The 20,355-nt window shown below is 57.6% G+C and carries 20 protein-coding genes and 1 tRNA gene; 11 read left to right on the top strand and 10 right to left on the bottom strand.

Translation table 11 applies throughout. The annotated features are described in order from the left end of the window. Window positions 1-18 precede the first annotated feature (18 nt). Window positions 19-675 carry a hypothetical protein gene (locus H8S55_RS05785; protein ID WP_186878171.1) on the bottom strand — a complete coding sequence of 219 codons (657 nt, stop codon included), beginning with the start codon at window positions 673-675 and terminating at the stop codon, window positions 19-21. A 183-nt stretch (window positions 676-858) separates the two neighbouring features. Between H8S55_RS05785 and H8S55_RS05780 the strand changes: the two genes are divergently transcribed. The 4 genes from H8S55_RS05780 to H8S55_RS05765 all read left to right on the top strand — a co-directional run bounded on the left by H8S55_RS05780 (window position 859) and on the right by H8S55_RS05765 (window position 2,733). Beyond that, a complete protein-coding gene (locus H8S55_RS05780) occupies window positions 859-1,185 on the top strand; it encodes a helix-turn-helix domain-containing protein (RefSeq protein WP_147560910.1) in 327 nt (108 codons plus the stop codon). Between the two features lie 159 nt (window positions 1,186-1,344). Then, window positions 1,345-2,142, top strand: coding sequence for an Rpn family recombination-promoting nuclease/putative transposase (locus H8S55_RS05775; protein ID WP_186878170.1), 798 nt, complete (start codon window positions 1,345-1,347; stop codon window positions 2,140-2,142). 38 nt (window positions 2,143-2,180) lie between these two features. After that, a complete protein-coding gene (locus H8S55_RS05770; protein ID WP_186878169.1) occupies window positions 2,181-2,360 on the top strand; it encodes a hypothetical protein in 180 nt (59 codons plus the stop codon). Window positions 2,361-2,433: 73 nt separating this feature from the next. Next, window positions 2,434-2,733, top strand: coding sequence for a helix-turn-helix domain-containing protein (locus H8S55_RS05765; RefSeq protein WP_243200475.1), 300 nt, complete (start codon window positions 2,434-2,436; stop codon window positions 2,731-2,733). A gap of 255 nt (window positions 2,734-2,988) precedes the next feature. Here the strand turns inward: H8S55_RS05765 and H8S55_RS05760 are convergent, their stop codons facing one another. The 3 genes from H8S55_RS05760 to H8S55_RS05750 all read right to left on the bottom strand — a co-directional run bounded on the left by H8S55_RS05760 (window position 2,989) and on the right by H8S55_RS05750 (window position 6,221). Continuing rightward, a complete protein-coding gene (locus H8S55_RS05760; protein ID WP_186878168.1) occupies window positions 2,989-4,740 on the bottom strand; it encodes a vWA domain-containing protein in 1,752 nt (583 codons plus the stop codon). A gap of 1 nt (window position 4,741) precedes the next feature. After that, window positions 4,742-5,656, bottom strand: a complete 915-nt coding sequence (locus H8S55_RS05755; RefSeq protein WP_186878167.1) for an AAA family ATPase — start codon at window positions 5,654-5,656, stop codon at window positions 4,742-4,744. Between the two features lie 115 nt (window positions 5,657-5,771). Further along, on the bottom strand, window positions 5,772-6,221 hold the full coding sequence (locus tag H8S55_RS05750; RefSeq protein WP_186878166.1) for a hypothetical protein: 450 nt from the start codon (window positions 6,219-6,221) through the stop codon (window positions 5,772-5,774). A gap of 226 nt (window positions 6,222-6,447) precedes the next feature. On the opposite strand from H8S55_RS05750, the gene H8S55_RS05745 reads away from it, so the two are divergent. Further along, window positions 6,448-6,738, top strand: coding sequence for a hypothetical protein (locus H8S55_RS05745; protein WP_147560921.1), 291 nt, complete (start codon window positions 6,448-6,450; stop codon window positions 6,736-6,738). 54 nt (window positions 6,739-6,792) lie between these two features. Then, window positions 6,793-7,761 carry a C40 family peptidase gene (locus H8S55_RS05740; RefSeq protein ID WP_186878165.1) on the top strand — a complete coding sequence of 323 codons (969 nt, stop codon included), beginning with the start codon at window positions 6,793-6,795 and terminating at the stop codon, window positions 7,759-7,761. An 82-nt stretch (window positions 7,762-7,843) separates the two neighbouring features. Here the strand turns inward: H8S55_RS05740 and H8S55_RS05735 are convergent, their stop codons facing one another. The 5 genes from H8S55_RS05735 to H8S55_RS05710 all read right to left on the bottom strand — a co-directional run bounded on the left by H8S55_RS05735 (window position 7,844) and on the right by H8S55_RS05710 (window position 13,782). Beyond that, window positions 7,844-9,229, bottom strand: coding sequence for an MATE family efflux transporter (locus tag H8S55_RS05735; protein ID WP_186878164.1), 1,386 nt, complete (start codon window positions 9,227-9,229; stop codon window positions 7,844-7,846). Between the two features lie 40 nt (window positions 9,230-9,269). Beyond that, a complete protein-coding gene (locus tag H8S55_RS05730) occupies window positions 9,270-10,607 on the bottom strand; it encodes a sodium-dependent transporter (protein WP_186878163.1) in 1,338 nt (445 codons plus the stop codon). Window positions 10,608-10,649: 42 nt separating this feature from the next. After that, window positions 10,650-11,021 (bottom strand): VOC family protein, encoded by a 372-nt coding sequence (locus H8S55_RS05725; RefSeq protein WP_186878162.1) that lies wholly within the window; start codon window positions 11,019-11,021, stop codon window positions 10,650-10,652. A 178-nt stretch (window positions 11,022-11,199) separates the two neighbouring features. After that, the gene (gltS, locus tag H8S55_RS05720; protein ID WP_186878161.1) at window positions 11,200-12,441 is read right to left on the bottom strand and encodes a sodium/glutamate symporter; all 1,242 of its coding nucleotides are present in this window, start codon (window positions 12,439-12,441) and stop codon (window positions 11,200-11,202) included. A 384-nt stretch (window positions 12,442-12,825) separates the two neighbouring features. After that, window positions 12,826-13,782, bottom strand: a complete 957-nt coding sequence (locus H8S55_RS05710; protein WP_186878159.1) for an agmatinase — start codon at window positions 13,780-13,782, stop codon at window positions 12,826-12,828. Between the two features lie 362 nt (window positions 13,783-14,144). Here H8S55_RS05710 and H8S55_RS05705 point away from each other — a divergent pair, with 362 nt between their 5' ends. The 5 genes from H8S55_RS05705 to cysS all read left to right on the top strand — a co-directional run bounded on the left by H8S55_RS05705 (window position 14,145) and on the right by cysS (window position 19,967). After that, the gene (locus H8S55_RS05705) at window positions 14,145-15,464 is read left to right on the top strand and encodes an acetyl-CoA hydrolase/transferase family protein (protein WP_186878158.1); all 1,320 of its coding nucleotides are present in this window, start codon (window positions 14,145-14,147) and stop codon (window positions 15,462-15,464) included. A 210-nt stretch (window positions 15,465-15,674) separates the two neighbouring features. Further along, entirely contained in the window at window positions 15,675-16,397 is a 723-nt protein-coding gene (gene rpsB / locus H8S55_RS05700) for a 30S ribosomal protein S2 (RefSeq protein WP_147560937.1), read from the top strand. Between the two features lie 99 nt (window positions 16,398-16,496). Next, window positions 16,497-17,411: a translation elongation factor Ts gene (tsf, locus tag H8S55_RS05695; RefSeq protein WP_186878157.1), complete on the top strand. Its 915-nt coding sequence runs from the start codon at window positions 16,497-16,499 to the stop codon at window positions 17,409-17,411. A 414-nt stretch (window positions 17,412-17,825) separates the two neighbouring features. Continuing rightward, entirely contained in the window at window positions 17,826-18,467 is a 642-nt protein-coding gene (gene epsC, locus H8S55_RS05690; RefSeq protein ID WP_186878156.1) for a serine O-acetyltransferase EpsC, read from the top strand. Between the two features lie 48 nt (window positions 18,468-18,515). Beyond that, a complete protein-coding gene (cysS, locus tag H8S55_RS05685; RefSeq protein WP_186878155.1) occupies window positions 18,516-19,967 on the top strand; it encodes a cysteine--tRNA ligase in 1,452 nt (483 codons plus the stop codon). A gap of 157 nt (window positions 19,968-20,124) precedes the next feature. Here cysS and H8S55_RS05680 read toward each other — a convergent pair. Continuing rightward, window positions 20,125-20,200, bottom strand: a tRNA-Ala gene (locus H8S55_RS05680). Between the last annotated feature and the right edge of the window lie 155 nt (window positions 20,201-20,355).

Raw genomic sequence — 20,355 nt, 5'->3', positions numbered from 1 at the left:
AGGTTTTTGATTTTATAATCAGTTTTCTACTTCTTTGATAGTTAAGGCCTGATTAGAAATTATTTTTTCAGCATCTAAATTTGCAGGCTTTCCTCTGTTATATTCCTTTTTTGCATACTCCTGCGAGCCTTCTATACTAGATTTACTGCCCAACAAGGAATTGACCAGTTCTAGCCTATACCGGGACTGAAAAAGAGACTCAAGCCCACATGACCACGTATCGTTGTCTTTGTCATAAGTTGCAAGACTTACCACACAATAATAGGTATCTTCAACAGTTCCGCCGATATTATTTTCAGCAGTATAGTCGATTTTAATTGGTACGCTGGTATTTTCATATGGCTTAGAAATCGCAACTGACAATAATTTCAGGGATGATGGATTCTTTAGCCTATCCTTTAACTGCTGGACGGCATATACGGCAGAAACTTCTGTCGCGTTTAATTCAAATAGGGGCTCAATTTTGTCATAATCTTTTACTGTTGCCTGCTCTTCTTCCAATAAATCATTATATGATTCTCTTATTTCTTCAAGTTCTCCATAAGTGGGAGTCGATTCAAGCGCTTTATCGATCTTATGCTGGACAGCGCGTGCCTCTTCCGATACTCCGTTACCACAAGCACATAGCGACAGTATCATAACCGCAGACAATACCCGGGCAATCATTCTTTTCATATCCGTTCCTCCATTTGTATTTATTTGTGATTTTGTCCCCCGCAGTGTGTTTAAACCCTCCCCCATCTATAGTTGTTAAATACATACTATAACAACTTAAGGTTGTTGTCAATGAATATAAACAACTAACTAGATTTATCTTTAACAAAAAGCGGTTGTTATGATAGGCGTGGGGGGATGTCCATGGTCAAGAATCTGCGAAAGCTCCGCATGAACAAGGGGATCAGCCAGCAGCGCCTGGCGGAGGTGATTGGAACCAGCCAGCAATCCATCAACAAGTATGAAAACCACAATGTCGAGCCGGATATTTCCACCTTGATCCTGCTGGCGGATTACTTTCAGGTCTCGGTGGACTATCTCATCGGCCACACCGTGGACGAAACGGAGCGCCAGCCCAAATTAGAGCTGGACAAGGACGAATCCTGCCTCGTCCTGAACTATCGCCAGTTGTCAAAGGATGAGAAGAGGAGCATCCAGCTGGTTCAGAAAAACTATCTGAAACGAAAATAAATAGCCCACAGGACTGTTTTCTTGTTGTCCGCCCTGCTTTATTTTTGGAGGAAAAACTGCGAGACTGCCGGGCGTGCGGTCAGCGTAAAAAGTTCAAAACCACAGCTTGAACCGCCGGTATTTCCATGTTATAGTATAGGTGAGACAGGATGTGAGAACATGAGCGACTTGGATTTTGAGCGCAAACACGCCGAGGATTTGCAGCGGCTGCGCGGTTTTCGTCTGCTGGATGATGATTTTATGAACAAGGTGTTTGAGGACAAAGCCTGTGCCGAGTTCCTGCTCCAGATCATCTTGCAGCGTACCGATCTGCGCGTACAGCGCGTACACGGCCAGCACGATATTAAGAATTTGCAGGGACGCTCTGTGCGGCTGGACATTCTGGCCGTCGATGAAGCAGACTGCGTTTACAATATCGAGGTTCAACGCAGCGATAAAGGCGCTGGTGCCAAGCGTGCCCGGTATAACAGTAGTCTGATTGACGCAAATGTGACCGAACCCGGCGATGAATATGAGAAGCTGAACGAAACCTATGTCATTTTCATCACAGAGCATGATGTGCTGGGCGATGGCCACCCGATCTATCATATTGACCGGACAGTTCGGGAAACCGGTGCATTGTTTGGGGATGAATCGCATATCCTGTATGTGAACGCCCAGATCAAAGACGATACGGCGCTCGGTCAGCTGATGCACGATTTTTCCTGCACCAGCGCCGAAGAGATGCACTATCAAATTCTGGCGGACAGAGTTCGCTATTTCAAAGAAGATACGGAAGGAGTTGCGACTATGTGCAAGGCTATGGAAGATATGAGAAACCAAGCGGCTAGAGAAAACACTCTCAGCATCGCGCGCCGTATGCTGAAAACAGGTAAGTACACCTACGAAGATATTGCCGATGTGCTGGAAATCAGCGTGGACGAAGTCAAGGCTCTGGACGAGAGCCGGTCAGCCTGACACAGTTTCGCTTCGGCTCAATCAAGGGAGTTGCGACTATGTGCAAGGCTATGGAAGATATGAGAAACGAAGCTGCGCGTGAAGCGACCAAAGCTAAAACGGTCAGTATTGCGCGGCGTATGTTGAAAGCAGGTAAGTACACCTACGAAGATATTGCCGATGTGCTGGAAATCAGCGTGGATGAAGTCAAGGCTCTGGACGAAAGCCAATCAGCCTGACTAAAATTAGGTCTGTAATTTTTTGCGAAATGCTCATGCGCCCCCTATACTTTCCGGTAGGAGGTGCATGAGCATGAATGCAATGAATGAACAGACCCGCGCTGCGGTAGCAGAAGTCCGTCAGACCAACTGTGAGTTTTTGACGGTTCCGCAGGTAGCGAAGATTTTGAAGGTCAACAAAAACATGGTGTATGACCTCATCAGCGTCAAGCTGCTGCGGGCGGTCAAGCTGGGCAGTACCAAAGTGGCAACCATTGCCGTAGAGGACTTCATCCGCGAGATGGATGCCGGACTGATCGAGTACGACCATGTGACCAAGAAAGCTACCCGGCACCGGTCTAAAGCCAAATCTGCGGCGAGCCCGAATAAGTAAGCATTTCCCTTGTAGAGCCAGACTCGGTAATGGCAAAAAGCTAGTAATTCCAGCGGTTCCCGGCACAAAAGATACGCAGTAACAGAAATGCGGTTCACAGGTAAGTGTGAGCCGCATTTTTATTTATCTGGATGGTACAATGGAAGGGGCAAATATATAGCAACAGCGGGTGCGGTTGTTCTCCTTGACGAAATACGGGTACCAACGCCGATGACAGAAAAATAACGGAGCCGCTGCGCAGGCACGGCGGAGCGCTCAAAGCGACAGTTCACGGATCTCGTCCTGAATGAGCCGCCCTGCGGCGGAGGCGAGCTGGTCAATGCGGCGGATACGCACAAGGTCACGGCCATAGATGGCATTCGCAGCGGGGACGCTGGAATTCTCGCCCATGAACAGGGCGGCGACACGCACGCCCTTGGCTCGCAGGGACCGGACCTCGGCAGCGGTATCGTCAATGCCGGACTGCCCGTCGTACTCCCGGCTGAGCGGCACTTTTCCGCTGGGGAGGATCTTATGGCTGTCGTTCGGGCTGGCATCGGTGAGTAAAAGCAGCAGGTGTTTTTCCTCGGGTGCGGACTTTATCAGCTCGCCCATGCCGCGCAGCGCAAGACCGTCTCGGTTCCAGCCGGCGGCAAAGTAATCAAACACCCGGCGCTCGCCGTTTTTATCGCCAAAGTCCTTCAAAATATGCAGCACTGTGTAGCCACGGAGACTGCAAAAGCTCGTCACACGGACGGGAATGCCGCAGGCCGCCAGGCTTTTGGCAAGGATATAGCCCTCAATGGCAATGCTCTCCTGACAGCGCAGGCGTGATGCCGAGGCATCAAACATCAAATCGACGGTGAAGCCCGCACGGCTCTCCTCGTCCTTGCGGAGAAATACCCGGCCGTCCTGCAGCACCGGAGTGCGCCAGACCCGTGTGCCGTCCAGCCGCCCCTTGCGGGCGAGGAGATCCTCCGGCTGCTGGTGAATGAGCATACAGTTTTGAATCTGCTCGGTCAGGCGTACCAGTGCGCTTTGGTGCAGTTCGCTCTCGCAGTCATAGGCGGCACGGTTTCGCTTCGCCTGTTGGGCGGCCTGCTCGAAAAGGCGCTGCGTGTCGGCGCTCATGGCCTGTCCCGGCGGGTGTTCCCCGTGTGTAAACCACAGATGACAGCCGAGATGGCTGCCGCTGCAGCAGCGCTGCTCGATGAGCGCAAGCTGCCTGGGAGAATATATGCTTCTGCCGAAACAGCGCTCGATATAGGTGCGATCCTCGCCCTCACGCTCATTTGAGCGGAGCCGAGAGCGCAGGGCATTGGACGCACGCACCACGCCGTTTTCTCCCGATGCCGCACAGCGGCCGAGGGTCAGCTCGTCCGTGCGGACGAGTTCGGTGGGCAGGAGCTTGGTGAGCAGCGGCACCCACTTGTCGCTGAAATGGAGGCGAAACGGGCTTTTACCGGGGACGGCTCCGTTGAAATGCAAATACGTTTGAAATGCTGCGCAGACGGCGGTCTCTATTTTGTCGGCATCCAGTGTGCCGGAACAATCAAGGGCCGCAGAGAGCCCCTTTTCCCACGGTGTCAGCAGCGGCGGTTTCTGTCCCAGGACCGACCGCCAGCGTGCGGACTGGAGGGAATAGACAAGCTGGTTCTTGCTCATCCACTCCTGTCGTGAAAGCTGGTATTCGGACGCAAAAAATGCCGTAGCATGGGCGCAGCGCAGCTGTGCAAGCACGGGCCGCACAGGAAGTTCTTTTTCATAGACGGCGTTTTCCAATGCCAGCCACGCAAGGTCGTCCAGCATCGCCTGACGCACGTCACCCGCCCATAGGGCAAAAAGGCGGTGCGGCATCTCGTCGCCCAGCCACTTATGAACAAAGCCGATGACGCAGTTCATATAGAAGTCCGGTGTGCCGTCGGACCGGAGGGCGAGAAACTGCGGCTCAAAGCGGTAGTCGCCGCAGGCCGTCCACACAAGGTTGATCGCACGGCGCTGATTGGCGCTGTATGCAGAAAGTTCCATATCAGTCAGAAAAGAGGCGGCTGCGGTCTAGCTTTGCAGGGATGCGTGCAGCGATCACATCGCAGATCAAGCCCCGCTCATAGCCGTCGAAAGCCTTGTTGGTAATGCCCATGCTGAGCGCCGTTCCGGCGTTCACGCCGCAGCGGATCATGCGCAGTGCGTCCAGCATACCGCGCAGGTCAAGCGCCTTGGAGGAAATCTCCGCACTCTCACACTTCTTTTGCAGGTCCAGGAAGAGCTGCACGAACTGACCGCGATATTTCTTTTCCATCGTGGGAAATTCTTTGTCCAGAAGGCGATTGAGGTCGGCTTCGTCGATGGGCGGCATCTGAATGACCACAAAACGGCTTGTAAGCGCCTCGTTCAGCTCTCGTGTGCCGGCGTAGCCGTAGTTCATCGTGCCGATAAAGCGTGCGGCGGGGTGGACCTCCATGCGCGCATAGCCGGGCACGTCAATGGCACGGCGGAAGTCAAGTGCGGCGTGCAGCACGGCGAGGGCCTCGTTCTTTGCCATGTTGATCTCGTCGAGCACGCCGAAGCCGCCGTACTTTGCGCAGAGATACACCGGACCGGGGCGGAAGGTCACCTGTCCGTTCTCAAAGGTGTCCATGCCGATCAGGCCCGCTGCATCCATGCTGACATGGAAGGAGACATCCCACGCAGGGCGTCCGAACGCCTGTGCCAAGTTTTCCGCCAGCACGTTTTTGCCCGTCGCCTTGCTGCCGGCAAGCAGCAGATTTTCCCCGCACAGCAATGCGGCGATGGCGGCCTCCCAGACCTCCTTGCCGTAATAGTGATAGTGGGGCTGCGGGACTCGGCTTTGCAGTGCCGGTTCCGTGGGGTACTGTGCACGATAGGTGCGGATGCCGTCGAGCAGCTCACGGCTGATCTGTTCCTGCTCTAAAAACTCCAACAAGGTACGTTCACCCTCTCGTTCCCATCCGAGCGCAAAGCGCTCTTTATTTCGCTCCCATCATAGCACGCAGCAAACAAGTTGCAAGTTATTTTTTGTGAATTTTTCATCGCACCGATTAAGCGCGTGTGCCGCCGCTGTGAATCAGCGGCGGCACAATGAACAAAAAGCACGGAAAGCAAGGAAGAACTGTACCAAAAATGAGGTGTAGTTCATTGCCAGTGTCCGCATTTACCACTTCAAGGGGGCTAATTTCCGAAATTGCCGTGTCCTGACGGCGAACAATTCCGTCATAGCAGTCCTTATTTCTTTGCCCATAATTCAGCACAAAGGCGGAAGCGCGATGAGTTTGCAAATATTTTACGCAGATATCACAAAACCGAGGTCGCGGGAAAACCGGGATTCCGCTACGGCCACCTTGTTTATAATATGGGATACGATAGCTTGTCCCGCTACTGGAGAATTCCCCAACACGTATCCATGGTTTGTAGTCTTTCCCTTCACCCTGTCCGCAGCCGTTCCGAATTTTTAGCTGAATCCTGCTTCTTGTTTTTTCATCTAAAAGCACGTGCTAAACTCCTCTTCAGTGATGTGCGACGTATTTTTGCATTTACTATATCATATATTTTTAGATATTATCAATTAAAATAGACGTTATTGATTAAAATGGACAGTATTTATTTTAATTCAACAACCAGCAAGATTGGCCATGCTTTATCTGGAAAAAGGATTGACAACCGGTAACAAATGTGTTACAATTCGGTTACAGTTTTAAATGACGAGGAGGAATTCCATTGGCAAGCGAGAATATTCCTCTTTCCTATAAAGGGCACCCCCTGCGTCGGAAAGACAACCTGATCTATTACGGCACCATGGCTGAGAAATACATTGTGATGCTGCGGATCCTGTCCACCAAGAAGGTGGATGGCCTGGAGATGGCCGATAAAGTGGACGTTCAGCTTCAGCTCACCGACCCCGACCTGAAAAGCCGGGACCGGGTGGTCAAGAAGAGCGAGAAGGACAGCCTGTATGCCGCCATGGATGTGGCCTCTGTGTGGCTGGAACGGGCTCTGAGCTCCAAGTAACAAACCTGCCGCTTTTAACAAGCTGCACCAGTAGAGAAAGGGAGGACCTCCGACATGCACTTCAATAAGAAACTTGCTGCCCGTATTCTCGCGGGCCTGATGATCGCCAGCACCATGGCCGTTCCCACCATGGCTGTCAGCGGGACTGTGAATTCCGGTGACACCACTCTGAATCTGCGGGAGGGGGCCAGCACCGAGAGCAAGGTCCTGGCTGATCTGCAGAACGGCAGCAAGGTCGAAGTGCTTGCTACCGCCGAGGACGGCTGGTATCAGATCGCTGTGGATGGTCTGACCGGCTTCGCCTTTGGCGAGTACCTCATTCTGGACGGGGCGGAGAACGCCGTCACCGCCGCCGCTTCCAGCTCCCCCGTAGAGGCTGCTGCCGCTGCGGAAGAGGTGGCTCAGGCCGCCGAGAGCGCCGTGCAGACCACCCGTTATGGCCAGGTCATCGCCTCCAGCCTGTACATCCGCACCGGCGCCGGCACCGAGTTTGATAAGGCCGGAAGCCTGAAGAACGGTGCCATCGTCACCATTACCGGCCAGAGCAACGGCTGGTACAAGATCAGCTCCGGCTATGTGAGCTCTGACTATGTGTCCATCGTGGACGAGGCTACCGCCAAGGCCGCTCAGGCCGCCGCTGCCAACACCACCAACGGCCAGAAAATGGCCGAGTTCGCCCTGAAGTATGTGGGTTATCCCTACGTTTACGGCGGCAGCAGCCCCAAGGGCTTTGACTGCTCCGGCTTTGTGAAGTATGTGTGCAACCAGTTTGGCTACAATGTCAACCGTACCGCCTCCACCCAGCTGAACAACGGCACCGCCGTCTCCATGGATCAGCTGCAGGCCGGTGACTTGGTGTTCTTCAAAAAGTCCGGCAGTTCCAGCCGCGCTTCCCATGTGGGCATCTATGTGGGCGGCGGCAAGTTTGTCCACGCCTCCACTTCTAAGGTGGGTGTCATCGTCAGCGGCATGAACGAGGCCTACTATACCTCCGGCTTCGTGGGTGCCCGCCGCCTGGGCTGAGTTTTCCAGACCGATCAACGTGCATACATAACGCCCCGCTTCTGAAACGAGAAGCGGGGCGTTTTTGTTCGTTGGCTCTAAATCAGTTGGCCCGGAAGACCGGGTCGGGGTGTTCCAGCCGGGCATAGGCCCGCTTTCTTACGCACAGGAAAAAGATGAGGTGGGTCAGGCCGGTGATGGTCCAGGTGACAGGATAGGAGAAGTACAGCGTGGCGGGGCTGTGGAACAGGGGGAACACGGTGGCCACCCAGACAAGGCGCAGACCGCAGGCCCCAACCAGGGAGACGATCATGGGGATGACGGAGTAGCCGATGCCCCGCAGGCCGCCCACCATGGTGTCCATAAAGCCGCCCAGCAGATAGGGACAGCAGATGAAGCTCAGACGAACCAGGGCCTGACGGATGACCTCCTCCTCGCCGGGGGCGTAAATGCTGGCCAGAGGACGGCCGAAGAGATAGGCCAGGTTGCCCAGCACCAGGCCGGTGGTCATGGAAAAGGTGACGCACAGGAACAGAGTCCGATCCACACGCTTGCACTTGGCCGCACCGTAGTTCTGGCCGCAGAAGGTGAGCGCCGTCTGGTAGAAGGAGTTCATGGCGGCGTAGACAAAATTCTCGATGTTGGAGGAGGCGGCGGAGCCGGCCACCAGGGCCGCGTCGTTAAAGGAGTTCAGGGACGACTGGATGACCACGTTGGACAGGGAGAACACGATGCCCTGGAATCCGGCGGGCAGCCCTACCTGGAGGATGCGCCGGACCACAGGCCAGTCCAGCCGCAGCTTGCTGAGCTCCAGACGGAGGGGCCCCGTCTCCCTCATGAGACAGCGCAGGACCAGGGCGGCGGAGATGTACTGGGAGATGATGGTGGCCAGGGCCACGCCGTCCACGTCCATCCTGAAACCGATGACGAAGCATAGGTTCAGAATGACGTTTACGATGCCCGCCGCCGTGAGGAAGTATAGGGGCCGCTGGGTGTCCCCCTGGGCCCGAAGGATGGCCGCACCGAAGTTATAGAGCATATTGGCGGGCATACCCAAAAAGTAGATGCGCAGATAGACGGTGGCCAGGTCGATGACATCGGTGGGGGAGCTCATCCACTCCAGCAGCTGGCGGACCATGACCACGCCGAACACGGCCATCCCCACGCCGCTGATGAGGGCCAGGGTGATGGAGCTGTGGACGCTGCGGCTGACGTTGTCGTGCCGCCCGGCCCCCAGGTCCCGGGCCACCACCACGTTGGTGCCCACGGACAGGCCCACAAACAGGTTGATCATCAGGTTGATGAGGGCGGAGTTAGAACCAACCGCTGCCAGGGCCTCCTTGCCGGCATAGCGGCCCACCACCACCACGTCGGCGGCGTTGAACAGCAGCTGAAGGATGCTGGAGGCCATGAGGGGCAGGGCAAAGAGGAGGATCTTGTTCCACAGCGGGCCATTGCACATATCAATATGATGTTGTCGGCGGATCATAGCGAGAAAATCACCTCTTCCGTGGATCTGGGCGGGGAGATTAGCCGATCCCGCCCAGAGCAAAGCCCAGGATCAGAACAAGAATGGTCAGGGGCACATAGACATAGCGGCCCACTGCGCCGAAGGCGGCGCTGATGGGCTTTTTCCGGCCCAGCTGGAGCTCCTGCCGCAGCTTGGGCCAGCCCAGCACATAATAGACGGACACCGCGCCCATCACTGCGCCGATGGGGACCACGCCGATGGTGATAAAGTCCATCCACCGGCCCACGTTGGGCTCCGCCTCCAAAAAGAGGCCCACGCCCAGCGTGATGGCGGAGCACAGTAAAACGGCCAGCTTGCGGTTTAAATTGAAGTGGCTCTGCCAGCTCTCCACCACCGCCTCGAACATGTTGATGAGGGAGGTGATGCCCGCAAAGAACACGGACAGGAAGAAGAACACGGCAAACAGCTGGCCCATGGGCATCTGCTGGAACACGGCGGGCAGCGTGAGGAACATCAAAGAGGGGCCCCGGGCCACGTCCAGCCCATAGGCGAACACGGCGGGGATGATGGCCACGGCGGAGAGCATGGCGGCCAACGTGTCGAAAAAGGCGGTGCGGAGGGAGGCACCGGGGATGTCCGCATCCTTTTTCAGATAGGCCCCGTAGACGATCATGCCGGAGCCGGTGATGGACAGGGAGAAGAAGGCCTGGCCCATAGCCATGATCCAGGTCTCGGTCCGCAGCAGCTGCTCCCAGTGGGGGACGAACAGGAAGCGATAGCCCTCGCCGGCTCCGGGCAGGGTGAACACCCAGGCGGCCAGCACAAGGAACAGCAGGAAAAACAGGGGCATGAGTACCTTGCTCACCCGCTCAATGCCGGCGGACACGCCGAAAATGAGTACCAGGCAGACCACGGCCACCACCGCCGTGTGCCAGATGGGGTTACCAAAGCTGGAGGCGGCGGCCTGGAAGAAGGGGGCAGGATCTGCGCTCATCAGCTGGCCGGAGATGAAACCGGCCAGGCTGTTGAGCACCCAGCCCAGGATCACTGCATAGCCGATGGCGATGCCCAGCGAGCCCATCAGGGGCAGCCAGCTGAGTGCGCCGCCCAGCTTTTTCTTCCCCCGGGCGGCAAAGCAGTACTCATAGGCCCCGATGGTGCCCGTTCCGGCCAGCCGGCCGATGCCGAACTCGGCGGACAGGCCCACCCAGCCGAAGAGAAGGACGAAGAACAGATAGGGGATGAGGAAGGCTGCGCCGCCATACTGTCCCAGGCGGTAGGGGAACATCCAGATGTTGCCCAGGCCCACGGCGGAGCCTACGCAGGCGATGATAAACCCGAAGGACGAGCCGAAGCCGCCGTTGCGGTGGCCGGAATGTGAAGTTGGTTCAGACATGATAAGAAACCTCCGTTTGGTCGTATTTGGGGGAGTGCCCGGTCAGCCCTTGGCGGGGACGATCTCGATCCAATAGCCGTCGGGATCAGAGATGAAATAGATACCCATGGCGGGGTTCTCAAAGCAGATACAGCCCATAGCCTTGTGCTTTTCATACATGGCCTGAAAGTCGTCGGCGGTGAAGGCCAGATGGAACTCGCACTCGCCCAAATTATAGGGCTCTTTCCGATCCCGCAGCCAGGTCAGCTCCAGCTGAAAGGGGCTGCCTGTGGCGTCGGCCAGATAGACCAGCTTGAAGGACTGGTCCTCCGCCTCCTTCTCCCGCACGGGGGTCAGGCCCAGGGCCTGCTTGTAAAAGGCCAGGCTGCGGTCTAAGTCCAAGACGTTGAAGTTAAAGTGATTAAAGCAAAGCATACATGATCTCCTTACTCAGCGGCGTCACCGCATGATATTTGACTATGCTTATTATATCGAAGGTGTGGAAAAAAAGCAATGAAAACCGGGAAAAGCAAACAAAAGGCGACGGAGGACCGGCAGCAAAGGTCCTCCGTCGCGGGAATTCATATCCGATTAGAAAGCGTGGGTACAGAGATCAGCCGGTGAAGCCGTGCACAAAGAACTTAATGAAGGCGATGGTCTGGGGCTGATAGATGATGTCCACCAGGAAAGCGCCCACGATGGGCACCACCATAAAGGCACGGCGGGACATGCCATACTTCTCGGTGACGGCGGTCATGTTCACGATGGCGGAGGGAGTGGCTCCCAGGCCGTGGCCGCACAGACCGGCGCACATGACAGCGGCATCATAGTTCCGGCCCAAAACGCGGAACACCACAAAGTTGGCAACCAGGATCATGAAGACCACCTGGCACACCACCACCAGCAGGACACCGCCCACAAGACCGGCCAGCTCCCACAGCTTCAAGGTCATCAGAGCCAGACCAAGATACAGGTTCAGCATCACGTCGCCGATGCCGTCCACCAGGGAGAAGCTGAAGTTGTACATGTGGAAGCGGTCATTCAGGTTGCGGACGATCACGGCCACGAACATCGCGCCCACATAGGTGGGGAAGCTCATGTCAATGAGCTCGCCGATCTTGCCGGAGATGACAGTGCCCACGGCCATGCACACCAGGATGACTACCACGTTCTTGATCACATCCAGGCCGGAGAGCTTGGAGCCGCTGGAGGCGTTGACGCTTTCGATGTCGTCGTAGTTCTCGTTGTTCTCCTCGGGCTTCAGGTCGTTCTTCACGATGAGGTGACGGCCAACGGGGCCGCCCACCAACACGGCGGTGATCAGACCGAAGGTGGCGGCGGCAGCGCCCACCAGCTGGCCCTGGTCATAGCCCATCTTCACAAAGGTGCTGCCATAGGACAGAGCCGCGCCGTGGCCGCCGATCATGGAGATGGCGCTGGACAGCAGGGCGTAAGGGGCGGGAAGGCCGATGGCGGTGCCCACGGCGATGCCGATGATGTTCTGGAAGATGGAGATGATACCGGCGGTGAGCCAATAGATGATCAGCAGCACGCCGCCCTTTTTCAGCAGGGAGAAGCTGGCCCCCAGGCCAACGGTGGTGAAGAAGGCCAGCATAAAGGGGTCCTGGAAGGTGTTGGTGAAGTTAAAGGTAAAGGTGTTGGTGGAATATCCGGCCCAGGTGATGAACATGAACAGAAAGCCGCCCACCACAGGGGCGGGAATGCAGTATTTGTCTAAGATCTTGACCTTTTTCTTGATCCAAAAGCCAATGAGCAGCAGGATACCGGCCATGGCCGTGGTCATGACGGTGTCGGTGCTGATGGTCAGGATATTGTCAACCGTTTCGAATGTCATGTTGAAATTCCTCCTCAATAACAGCGTGTTTTTGCCCGCTTTTGCGCCCTCCACCGGTGCTGCCAGCCTATGTAGAAAGAATATATGGCTCCGGGGTGTGCAAAAGCACTCTCCTCTTAGGATCTTTTGCAGGAAAACTGTCGTTCACCACCTAAAATCCTAAGGAAAAGTATAGCCGTTTTTTTTTTTTTTTTTTCAAGTGGGGGCGCGGAAAAGGGCGAGAAATGCAAGGTTCAAATCAAAAAAAGGGAAGAAAAAACGCTTGACTTTGAAACCGGAATACCGGAACACAGACAACAGCGCCCGGCCCGTCTGGCGGACGGACCGGGCGCTGTTGGTCAGATCAAAGAGGGGGATAAGAGAGATGGTGATGGGATATTATGATTACTTGTTGTCGTTCTCGTGGAGCTTCTTACCCGTGTGGGCGATGACCTGGAGCATGGTCAGAGCGGCCAGACGATCGGTGCAGCCGGTGGGGTCATAGGTGGGGGCGACCTCCACCAGGTCCATGGCCACCACTTTGCCGGTCTGGCAGATGGCCTTGAGCATATCCATGCTCTCGTCGTAAGTGATGCCGCCGGGCAGGGGAGAGGCGGCACCGGGGGCCAGGGGCATGTCGTAGCCGTCGATGTCGAAGGTGATGTAATAGGCCTCGGCGTCGGGGATCTGGTCCAGGACCCACTGCACACCCTTGGAGTGCAGCTCCCGGGCGGAGATCAGCTTGCTGCCATAGGCCCGGGCATCGTCATAGTCGCTCTTCTTGCCGCTGCCCATGCCCCGCAGACCGATCTGCACCATCTGGCCGATGTGGTCCATCTCGGACATGCGGCGCATGGGGCTGCCGTTGCCCTGGACCAGGGGACCTACGTGGCTGGTCCAGTCCAGGTGGGCATCGAACTGGATGACGCAGATCTTCTTGCCGTACTCCTCCAGAGCCCGGCCCACGGGGATGCTGATGGAGTGGTCGCCGCCCATGACGATGGGGATGGAGCCGGCCCGGATGATGCGGCGGACGGCACGCTCGATGCACTGGAAGGAGTAGTCCCGGTCGCCCTGGAGCACGTCGGCATCGCCGCAGTCGGCGATGGTGATGGGGGCGGCCAGCATCTGCTCGTCGGCCTCGTAATCATAATAGCCCACGTTGCCCCGGCCATACTGGGTGGAGGCCTCGCGGATACGGCGGGGACCCATGCGGGCACCGCTGAGGAAGCCAACGCCCATATCGAAGGGAACACCCAGCACGCCGAAGTCGGCCTTCAGCTCGTCCAGGTCCAGACAGATGGGATAGCGGCCAAAGGAACAAATGCCCGTGATGGGCTGGCTGATCAGTTCAGGACGCATAATAAATAACCCCTTTCAAAATTCTGAAATCTCTGTTCTCACACCGGAATACGTTCTTTGTCTCCCGGCGGGACCCGCTTGACACCCGGCCCCGTCGGTGCTGCTTTGTTATCGTTTATGCCCAGATTATACTCAAAGTCCCGTCCCTTTTCAATCGCTTTTACAAAGTTGGGAGGTTTTTTTGGAAAAGAAAACGAGATTCTTTTTCGGTCAACGCTTAACGATTTTAAAACCGGCCCTTTTCGGGCAGGCAGAAAGTCCTTTACAACGGGGGAAAGATACCGTAAAGTAAGAGAACACGATAGTCTGCGGCCCGGCCCGACGGGGAGCGGAATAAGACAAGCGAGAAAGGAATCAAGAGCATGGCAGGAAAACAGACGAAATTTGTCACGCCGGAACAGGCCGCCGGGGCGGTGCAGTCCGGCGACTGGGTGGACTATGGCTTTGGCGCGGGCTTTCCCGAGCTGGTGGACCGGGCACTGGCCGCCCGGAAGGGACAGGTGAGAGACGTGAAGGTCCGGGGCGGCCTGGTCATCCGCCCCCGCATCGAGATCGTGGAGCAGGACCCGGAGGGGGAGAGCTTCTCTTATTACAGCTGGCACATCGGCGACTATGAGCGCAAACTGCAAAAGCGGGGTCTGGTGACCTTTTTGCCGGTGGTGCTGCGGTCGCTGCCCTATCTGTATCGGGATGGACACATCCGCTGTGACGTGGCGGTGGTCCCTGTGTCCCGGCCCGACGGGGAGGGCTATTGCGGTCTGGGTATCTCCAACTACGCCTGGCGGACCATCTTCCAGAGCGCCCGCACGGTGATCTTTGAGGTCAACGAGCACTATCCCAGGCTGCAGGGGGTGGACGGCTCCCACCGGGTCCACCTGAGCGAGGCGGACTTTGTGGTGGAGGGGGTCCACGAGCCCCTGCCCCAGCGCTCCTATCGGGAGCCCAGCGCCACGGATATAGAGATCGCCCGCCGGGTGGTGGAGCTGATCCCCGACGGGGCGGTGCTGTCCCTGGGCGTGGGCGGCGTGCCCTACACCGTGGCCAAGATGCTGGCCCAGTCGGACAAGAAGGACCTGGGCTGCCACACCGGTACCATAAGTGACCCGTTTTTGGAGCTTTACAAGGCGGGAAAGCTGACCAACGCCCGGAAAGAGCTGGATACCGGTCTGTCCGCCTGGAACCTGGCCATGGGCAGTCAGGAGCTGTACGACTGGCTCTCCGCCGAGCCGGGCCTGTTCCACCCCGGGGATCTGGACTACATCCACTCGGTGGACCGCATCAGCCGACTGAGCAACGTCATCAGCATCAACGGCGGGGTGCAGCTGGATTTGATGGGCCAGGAGAATGCGGAGAGCGCCGGGACCCGCCAGCTGTCCGGCATCGGCGGGCAGATGGACTTTCTGGAGGGGGCATTCCGCTCCAAGGGCGGCAAGGGCTTTATCTGCATCAACTCCTCCCGGGTGACCAAGGAGGGGGAGCGCAAGTCCAACATCCTCCCCGCCATCCCAGCGGGCAGCACGGTGAGTGCCCCCCGGACCATGATCCAGTATGTGGCCACGGAATACGGCGTGGTCAGCCTGCCCGGCAAGTCCCTGAGAGAGCGGGCCGAGGCCATGGCCTCCATCGCCCACCCGGACTTTCGGGAGGAGCTGCTGCGGTACGCCCGGGAGCACTTTGTCTGAGACACGGGCGGCGGAGATGCTGTGTTTATATAAATAGTATAAATCTCGGGAAAACGGGAAAAAATCCTTGCATTGCCGGGAGAGCTATGGTAGAATATCAAAGCATTATGCGTGGGAGTGTGGATTTTTCGCCCGGTGCCCGGCTTGCCGGGTTGGCGGGAAATATGAAGCCCCCAGAAGAATTGAACTGAAATTTAGGAGGAAACAATCATGGCAGTCGTATCTATGAAGCAGCTGCTGGAGGCCGGCGTTCACTTCGGCCACCAGACCCGTCGGTGGAACCCCAAGATGGCCACCTACATTTACACCGAGCGCAACGGTATCTATATCATCGACCTGCAGAAGACCGTGAAGAAGCTGGAGGAGGCCTATAACTTCGTCCGCGAGCTGGGCGAGAAGGGCGAGACCATCCTGTTCGTCGGCACCAAGAAGCAGGCTCAGGAGGCCATCAAGGAAGAGGCCGGCCGTGTGGGTATGTACTGGGTGAACGCCCGCTGGCTGGGCGGCATGCTGACCAACTTCAAGACCATGCGCGGCCGTGTGGACCGCCTGAACCAGCTGAAGAAGATGCAGGAGGACGGCACCTTCGACATGCTGCCCAAGAAGGAAGTCATGAAGCACATGGGCGAGATCGCCAAGCTGGAGAAGTATCTGGGCGGCGTGACCGAGATGAAGAAGCTGCCCGGTGCCCTGTTTGTCGTTGACCCCCGCAAGGAGCGCAACGCCATCAACGAGGCCCGCAAGCTGAACATCCCCATTGTCGCCATCGTGGACACCAACTGCGATCCCGACGAGATCGACTACGTCATCCCCGGCAACGACGACGCTATCCGCGCCATCAAGCTGATCTCCTCTGTCATGGCCAACGCCATCCAGGAGGGAAAGCAGGGCCAGGACGAGGCCGCCGCTCCCGCCGAGGAGACCGCTGAGTAATTTTCAGCACACATCTGATTTGTGAAACCAAGGTGCGCCCGCCCGTGCGCGGGCCGGGCGCGCCTTTTTTAAAACCAAAATAACGGAGGTAATGTGATTATGGCGATCACTGCGAAAGACGTACAGGCCCTGCGCGAAATGACCGGCGTGGGCATGATGGACTGCAAGAAGGCCCTGACCGAGGCCGAGGGCAACATGGACAAGGCCGTGGAGCTCCTCCGCGAGCGGGGCCTGGCTGCCTCTCAGAAGAAGGCCGGCCGCATCGCCGCCGAGGGTATGGCTTACGCCGCTGTGGTTGACGGCGTGGGCGTGGTGGTCGAGGTCAACGCCGAGACCGACTTCGTGGGCAAGAACGAGAAGTTTGTGGACTTCGTCAAGGGCGTGGCCGCTGTTGTGGCCAAGGTCCAGCCCGCCGACCTGGAGGCCCTGATGGCCGCCGACTTCGGCAATGGCCGCACCGTGCAGGAGGAGCAGCAGGAGATGGTCCTGGTCATCGGCGAGAACATCAAGGTCCGCCGCTTCGCCTTCTATGTGGACGGTGTCTCCGTGCCCTATATCCACGCCGGCGGCAAGATCGGCGTGCTGGTCAACCTGGACACCGATCTGGCTCCCGAGCAGGTGGCCGAGGTGGGCAAGGACATGGCCATGCAGATCGCGGCTCTGAATCCCCGCTTCCTGGATAAGTCCGAGGTGGACGATGCCACTCTGGAGGAGGAGAAGAAGATCCTGCTGGTCCAGATGGAGAACGACCCCAAGATGGCTGCCAAGCCCGACAAGGTGAAGCAGGGCATCGTCACCGGCAAGCTGCGCAAGTTCTATGAGGAGAACTGCCTGCTGCAGCAGGAGTTCGTGAAGGACAACTCCATGAGCGTGGAGCAGTATGTGGCCAAGGTGGCCAAGGAGCAGGGCGGTTCCATCAAGCTGAAGGCCGCTGTCCGCTTCGAGAAGGGCGAGGGCATCGAGAAGAAGCAGGAGAACTTCGCCGAGGAGATCGCCAAGCAGCTGGCCAAGTAATTTGCCGCCTGTTTGCAGCATCTTTTCTGCATACAACAAGCCCGCCGCATGGAGCTTCCGTGCGGCGGGCTTTTGCCGTGCAAAGGCTGTTTCATGCAAAAAGAGCCTGCGGCACTTGACACCGCCGCCGGGGGATGATAATATAATAAAAATGTAAGCACGCAGAGCGGAAAGAGTAGCGGTTTGGCCAAAGAACAGAGAGGGCCTTTCATCGGCTGGAAGGGGGCCTGCGGCGGCAAGGCGTGAAGTGCGTCCGGGAGTGCGGGGCGTAATGGCCCCCGGCTTGGCCCCGATAGCGGCCAGTGAAGTGAGAAATGAGAGTGGAACCGCGAGTTTTCAGTCGCCTCTTATGCCCGTGCGGGCGTAAGGGGTTTTTGTTTTTTCGGCGTGGCCGGAGAAGGAGAGGAAACGAAGATGTTTAAAACACTCAACGAGACGTTGGAGGCCTATCAGCGCCGGGACCCGGCCGCCAGGTCCAAGCTGGAGATCCTGCTGCTGTACCAGGGCGTCCATGCGGTGCTTTATCACCGGGTGGCCCACTGGCTCTACTGTAAGAACTGGCGGTTCCTGGCCCGGTGGGTATCCCAGTGGAGCCGCTTCTGGACGGGCATTGAGATCCACCCCGGGGCCACCATCGGCCGCCGCCTGGTCATCGACCACGGCATGGGCATCGTCATCGGCGAGACCGCCGAGGTGGGGGATGACTGCCTCATCTACCACGGCGTGACCCTGGGCGGCACGGGCAAGGACCAGGGCAAGCGCCACCCAACCATCGGCAACAACGTGCTCATCAGCTGCGGGGCCAAGGTATTGGGTCCCTTTAAAGTGGGGGATAATTCCCGTATCGCCGCCAACGCCGTGGTCCTCAGCGAGGTGCCTGACGATGCCACCGCCGTGGGTATCCCCGCCCAGATCGTCCGTATCGCCGGGCGGACCACCCACTTTGCCGACGAGGTGGACCAGACCAGCGTGGAGAACCCCACCCTGGAGAAGCTGGCCGCCCTGGCAGAACGGGTGGAGCAGCTGGAGCAGCAACTGGCCAAACAGAACAAATGATCAAACGGACGGCTGCGTCCCGTTACCACAGAAGAAGGAGAGAATATCATGCTTTTGTATAATTCCGCCACCCACAAGAAGGAGACCTTCCAGACCCACACCCCCGGCCATGTGGAGATGTACACCTGTGGCCCCACGGTGTACCACTTTGCCCACATCGGAAACCTGCGCTCCTATATCATGGAGGACGTGCTGGAGAAGTTCCTGCGCTACGACGGGTACGACGTGAACCGGGTGATGAACATCACCGACGTGGGCCACCTGGCCAGCGACGCAGACACCGGCGAGGACAAGATGCTCAAGGGCGCCCGCCGGGAGCACAAGACGGTGATGGAGATCGCCCAGTATTACACCGACGCCTTTTTCCAGGACTGTCAAAAGCTGAACATCAAGCGGCCCGCCGTGGTCCAGCCCGCCACCGGCTGCATCGACGAGTATATCAAGATCGTCTCCGCCCTGCTGGACAAGGGCTATGCCTATGTGGCCGGGGGCAACGTGTATTTCGACACCTCCAAGCTGGACCGTTACTATGTCTTCAATGCCCACGACGAGGAGGACCTGGCCGTGGGCGTCCGGGAGGGCGTGGAAGAGGACGTGAACAAGCGCAACAAGAACGACTTCGTCCTGTGGTTCACCAAGTCCAAGTTCGAGGATCAGGCCCTGAAGTGGGACTCCCCCTGGGGGGTGGGTTACCCCGGCTGGCACATCGAGTGCTCCGGCATCTCCATGAAGTATAACGGCGAGTATCTGGACCTGCACTGCGGCGGCATCGACAACGCTTTCCCCCACCACACCAACGAGATCGCCCAGTCCGAGAGCTATCTGGGCCACCCCTGGTGCCCCCAGTGGTTCCATGTCCACCACCTGAACACCACCACCGGCAAGATGTCCAAGTCCAAGGGGGAGTTTTTGACCGTCTCCCTGCTGGAGGAGAAGGGCTATGATCCCCTGGCTTATCGTTTCTTCTGCCTGCAGAGCCATTATCGCAAGGGCCTGGTGTTTACCTGGGAGAACCTGGACAACGCCGCCGGGGCCTATCAGAAGCTGGTGAGCAAGATCGCTGCCCTGGACCCCAAGGACGGGGAAGTGGACCGGGCCGTGGTGAAGGAGTATGAGGATAAGTTCCGTCAGCAGATGGGCAATGACCTGAACACCGCCCAGGGTGTCACCGCCCTGTATGATGCCCTGAAGGCCAAGACCAACGGTGCCACCAAGCTGGCCATCCTGGGCAGCTTTGACGGGGTGCTGTCCCTGTCCCTGCTGGAGAAAGCCCAGGCCCGCCGCCAGGAGCTGGCTAAGGCTCAGAAGGCGGCCGCCTCTCAGGGGGACTACACCGTCACCGGAGAAGGCGACGCAGACATCGATGCCCTGGTCCTGGCCCGGGGTCAGGCCAAGAAGGCCAAGGACTTTGCCAAGGCCGACCAGCTCCGGGATCAGCTGAAGGAGATGGGCGTGGAGGTCACCGACGTGCCCGGCGGTGCCGTGTGGAAGCGCATGTAAGCAGAACAACAGCATAGCGTAATATAAAACAGGCACCCTTCGCCCTGGCTTTATGCCGGGGGCGGAGGGTGCTTTTATCCGGTGCAGACGATCGAGCGGCGGTCGGCTGCCCAGTGTAGAGACAAAGAAAAACCGGACATCCTGTCGGATGTCCGGTTGGTGGAGATAAGCGGGATCGAACCGCTGACCTCTTGAATGCCATTCAAGCGCTCTCCCAGCTGAGCTATACCCCCATATTTTGTTGTGGGCTTTTTGCGGCCTGTTCGCTCGGAACAATGAGTATCTTATCAGAAAAGGCGTGAGTTGTCAACAACTTTTTTCAAATTTCTCAAAAAACTTTTCATAGCGTGAAACACATATAAAACCCACTGGGAAAAGGTTGAAGCCG

Origin of the sequence: Flintibacter faecis, assembly GCF_014287875.1 — a bacterium.
Classification (GTDB): Bacteria; Bacillota; Clostridia; order Oscillospirales; family Oscillospiraceae; genus Lawsonibacter; species Lawsonibacter faecis_A.
This window is presented reverse-complemented; position numbering and strand designations above follow the sequence as displayed.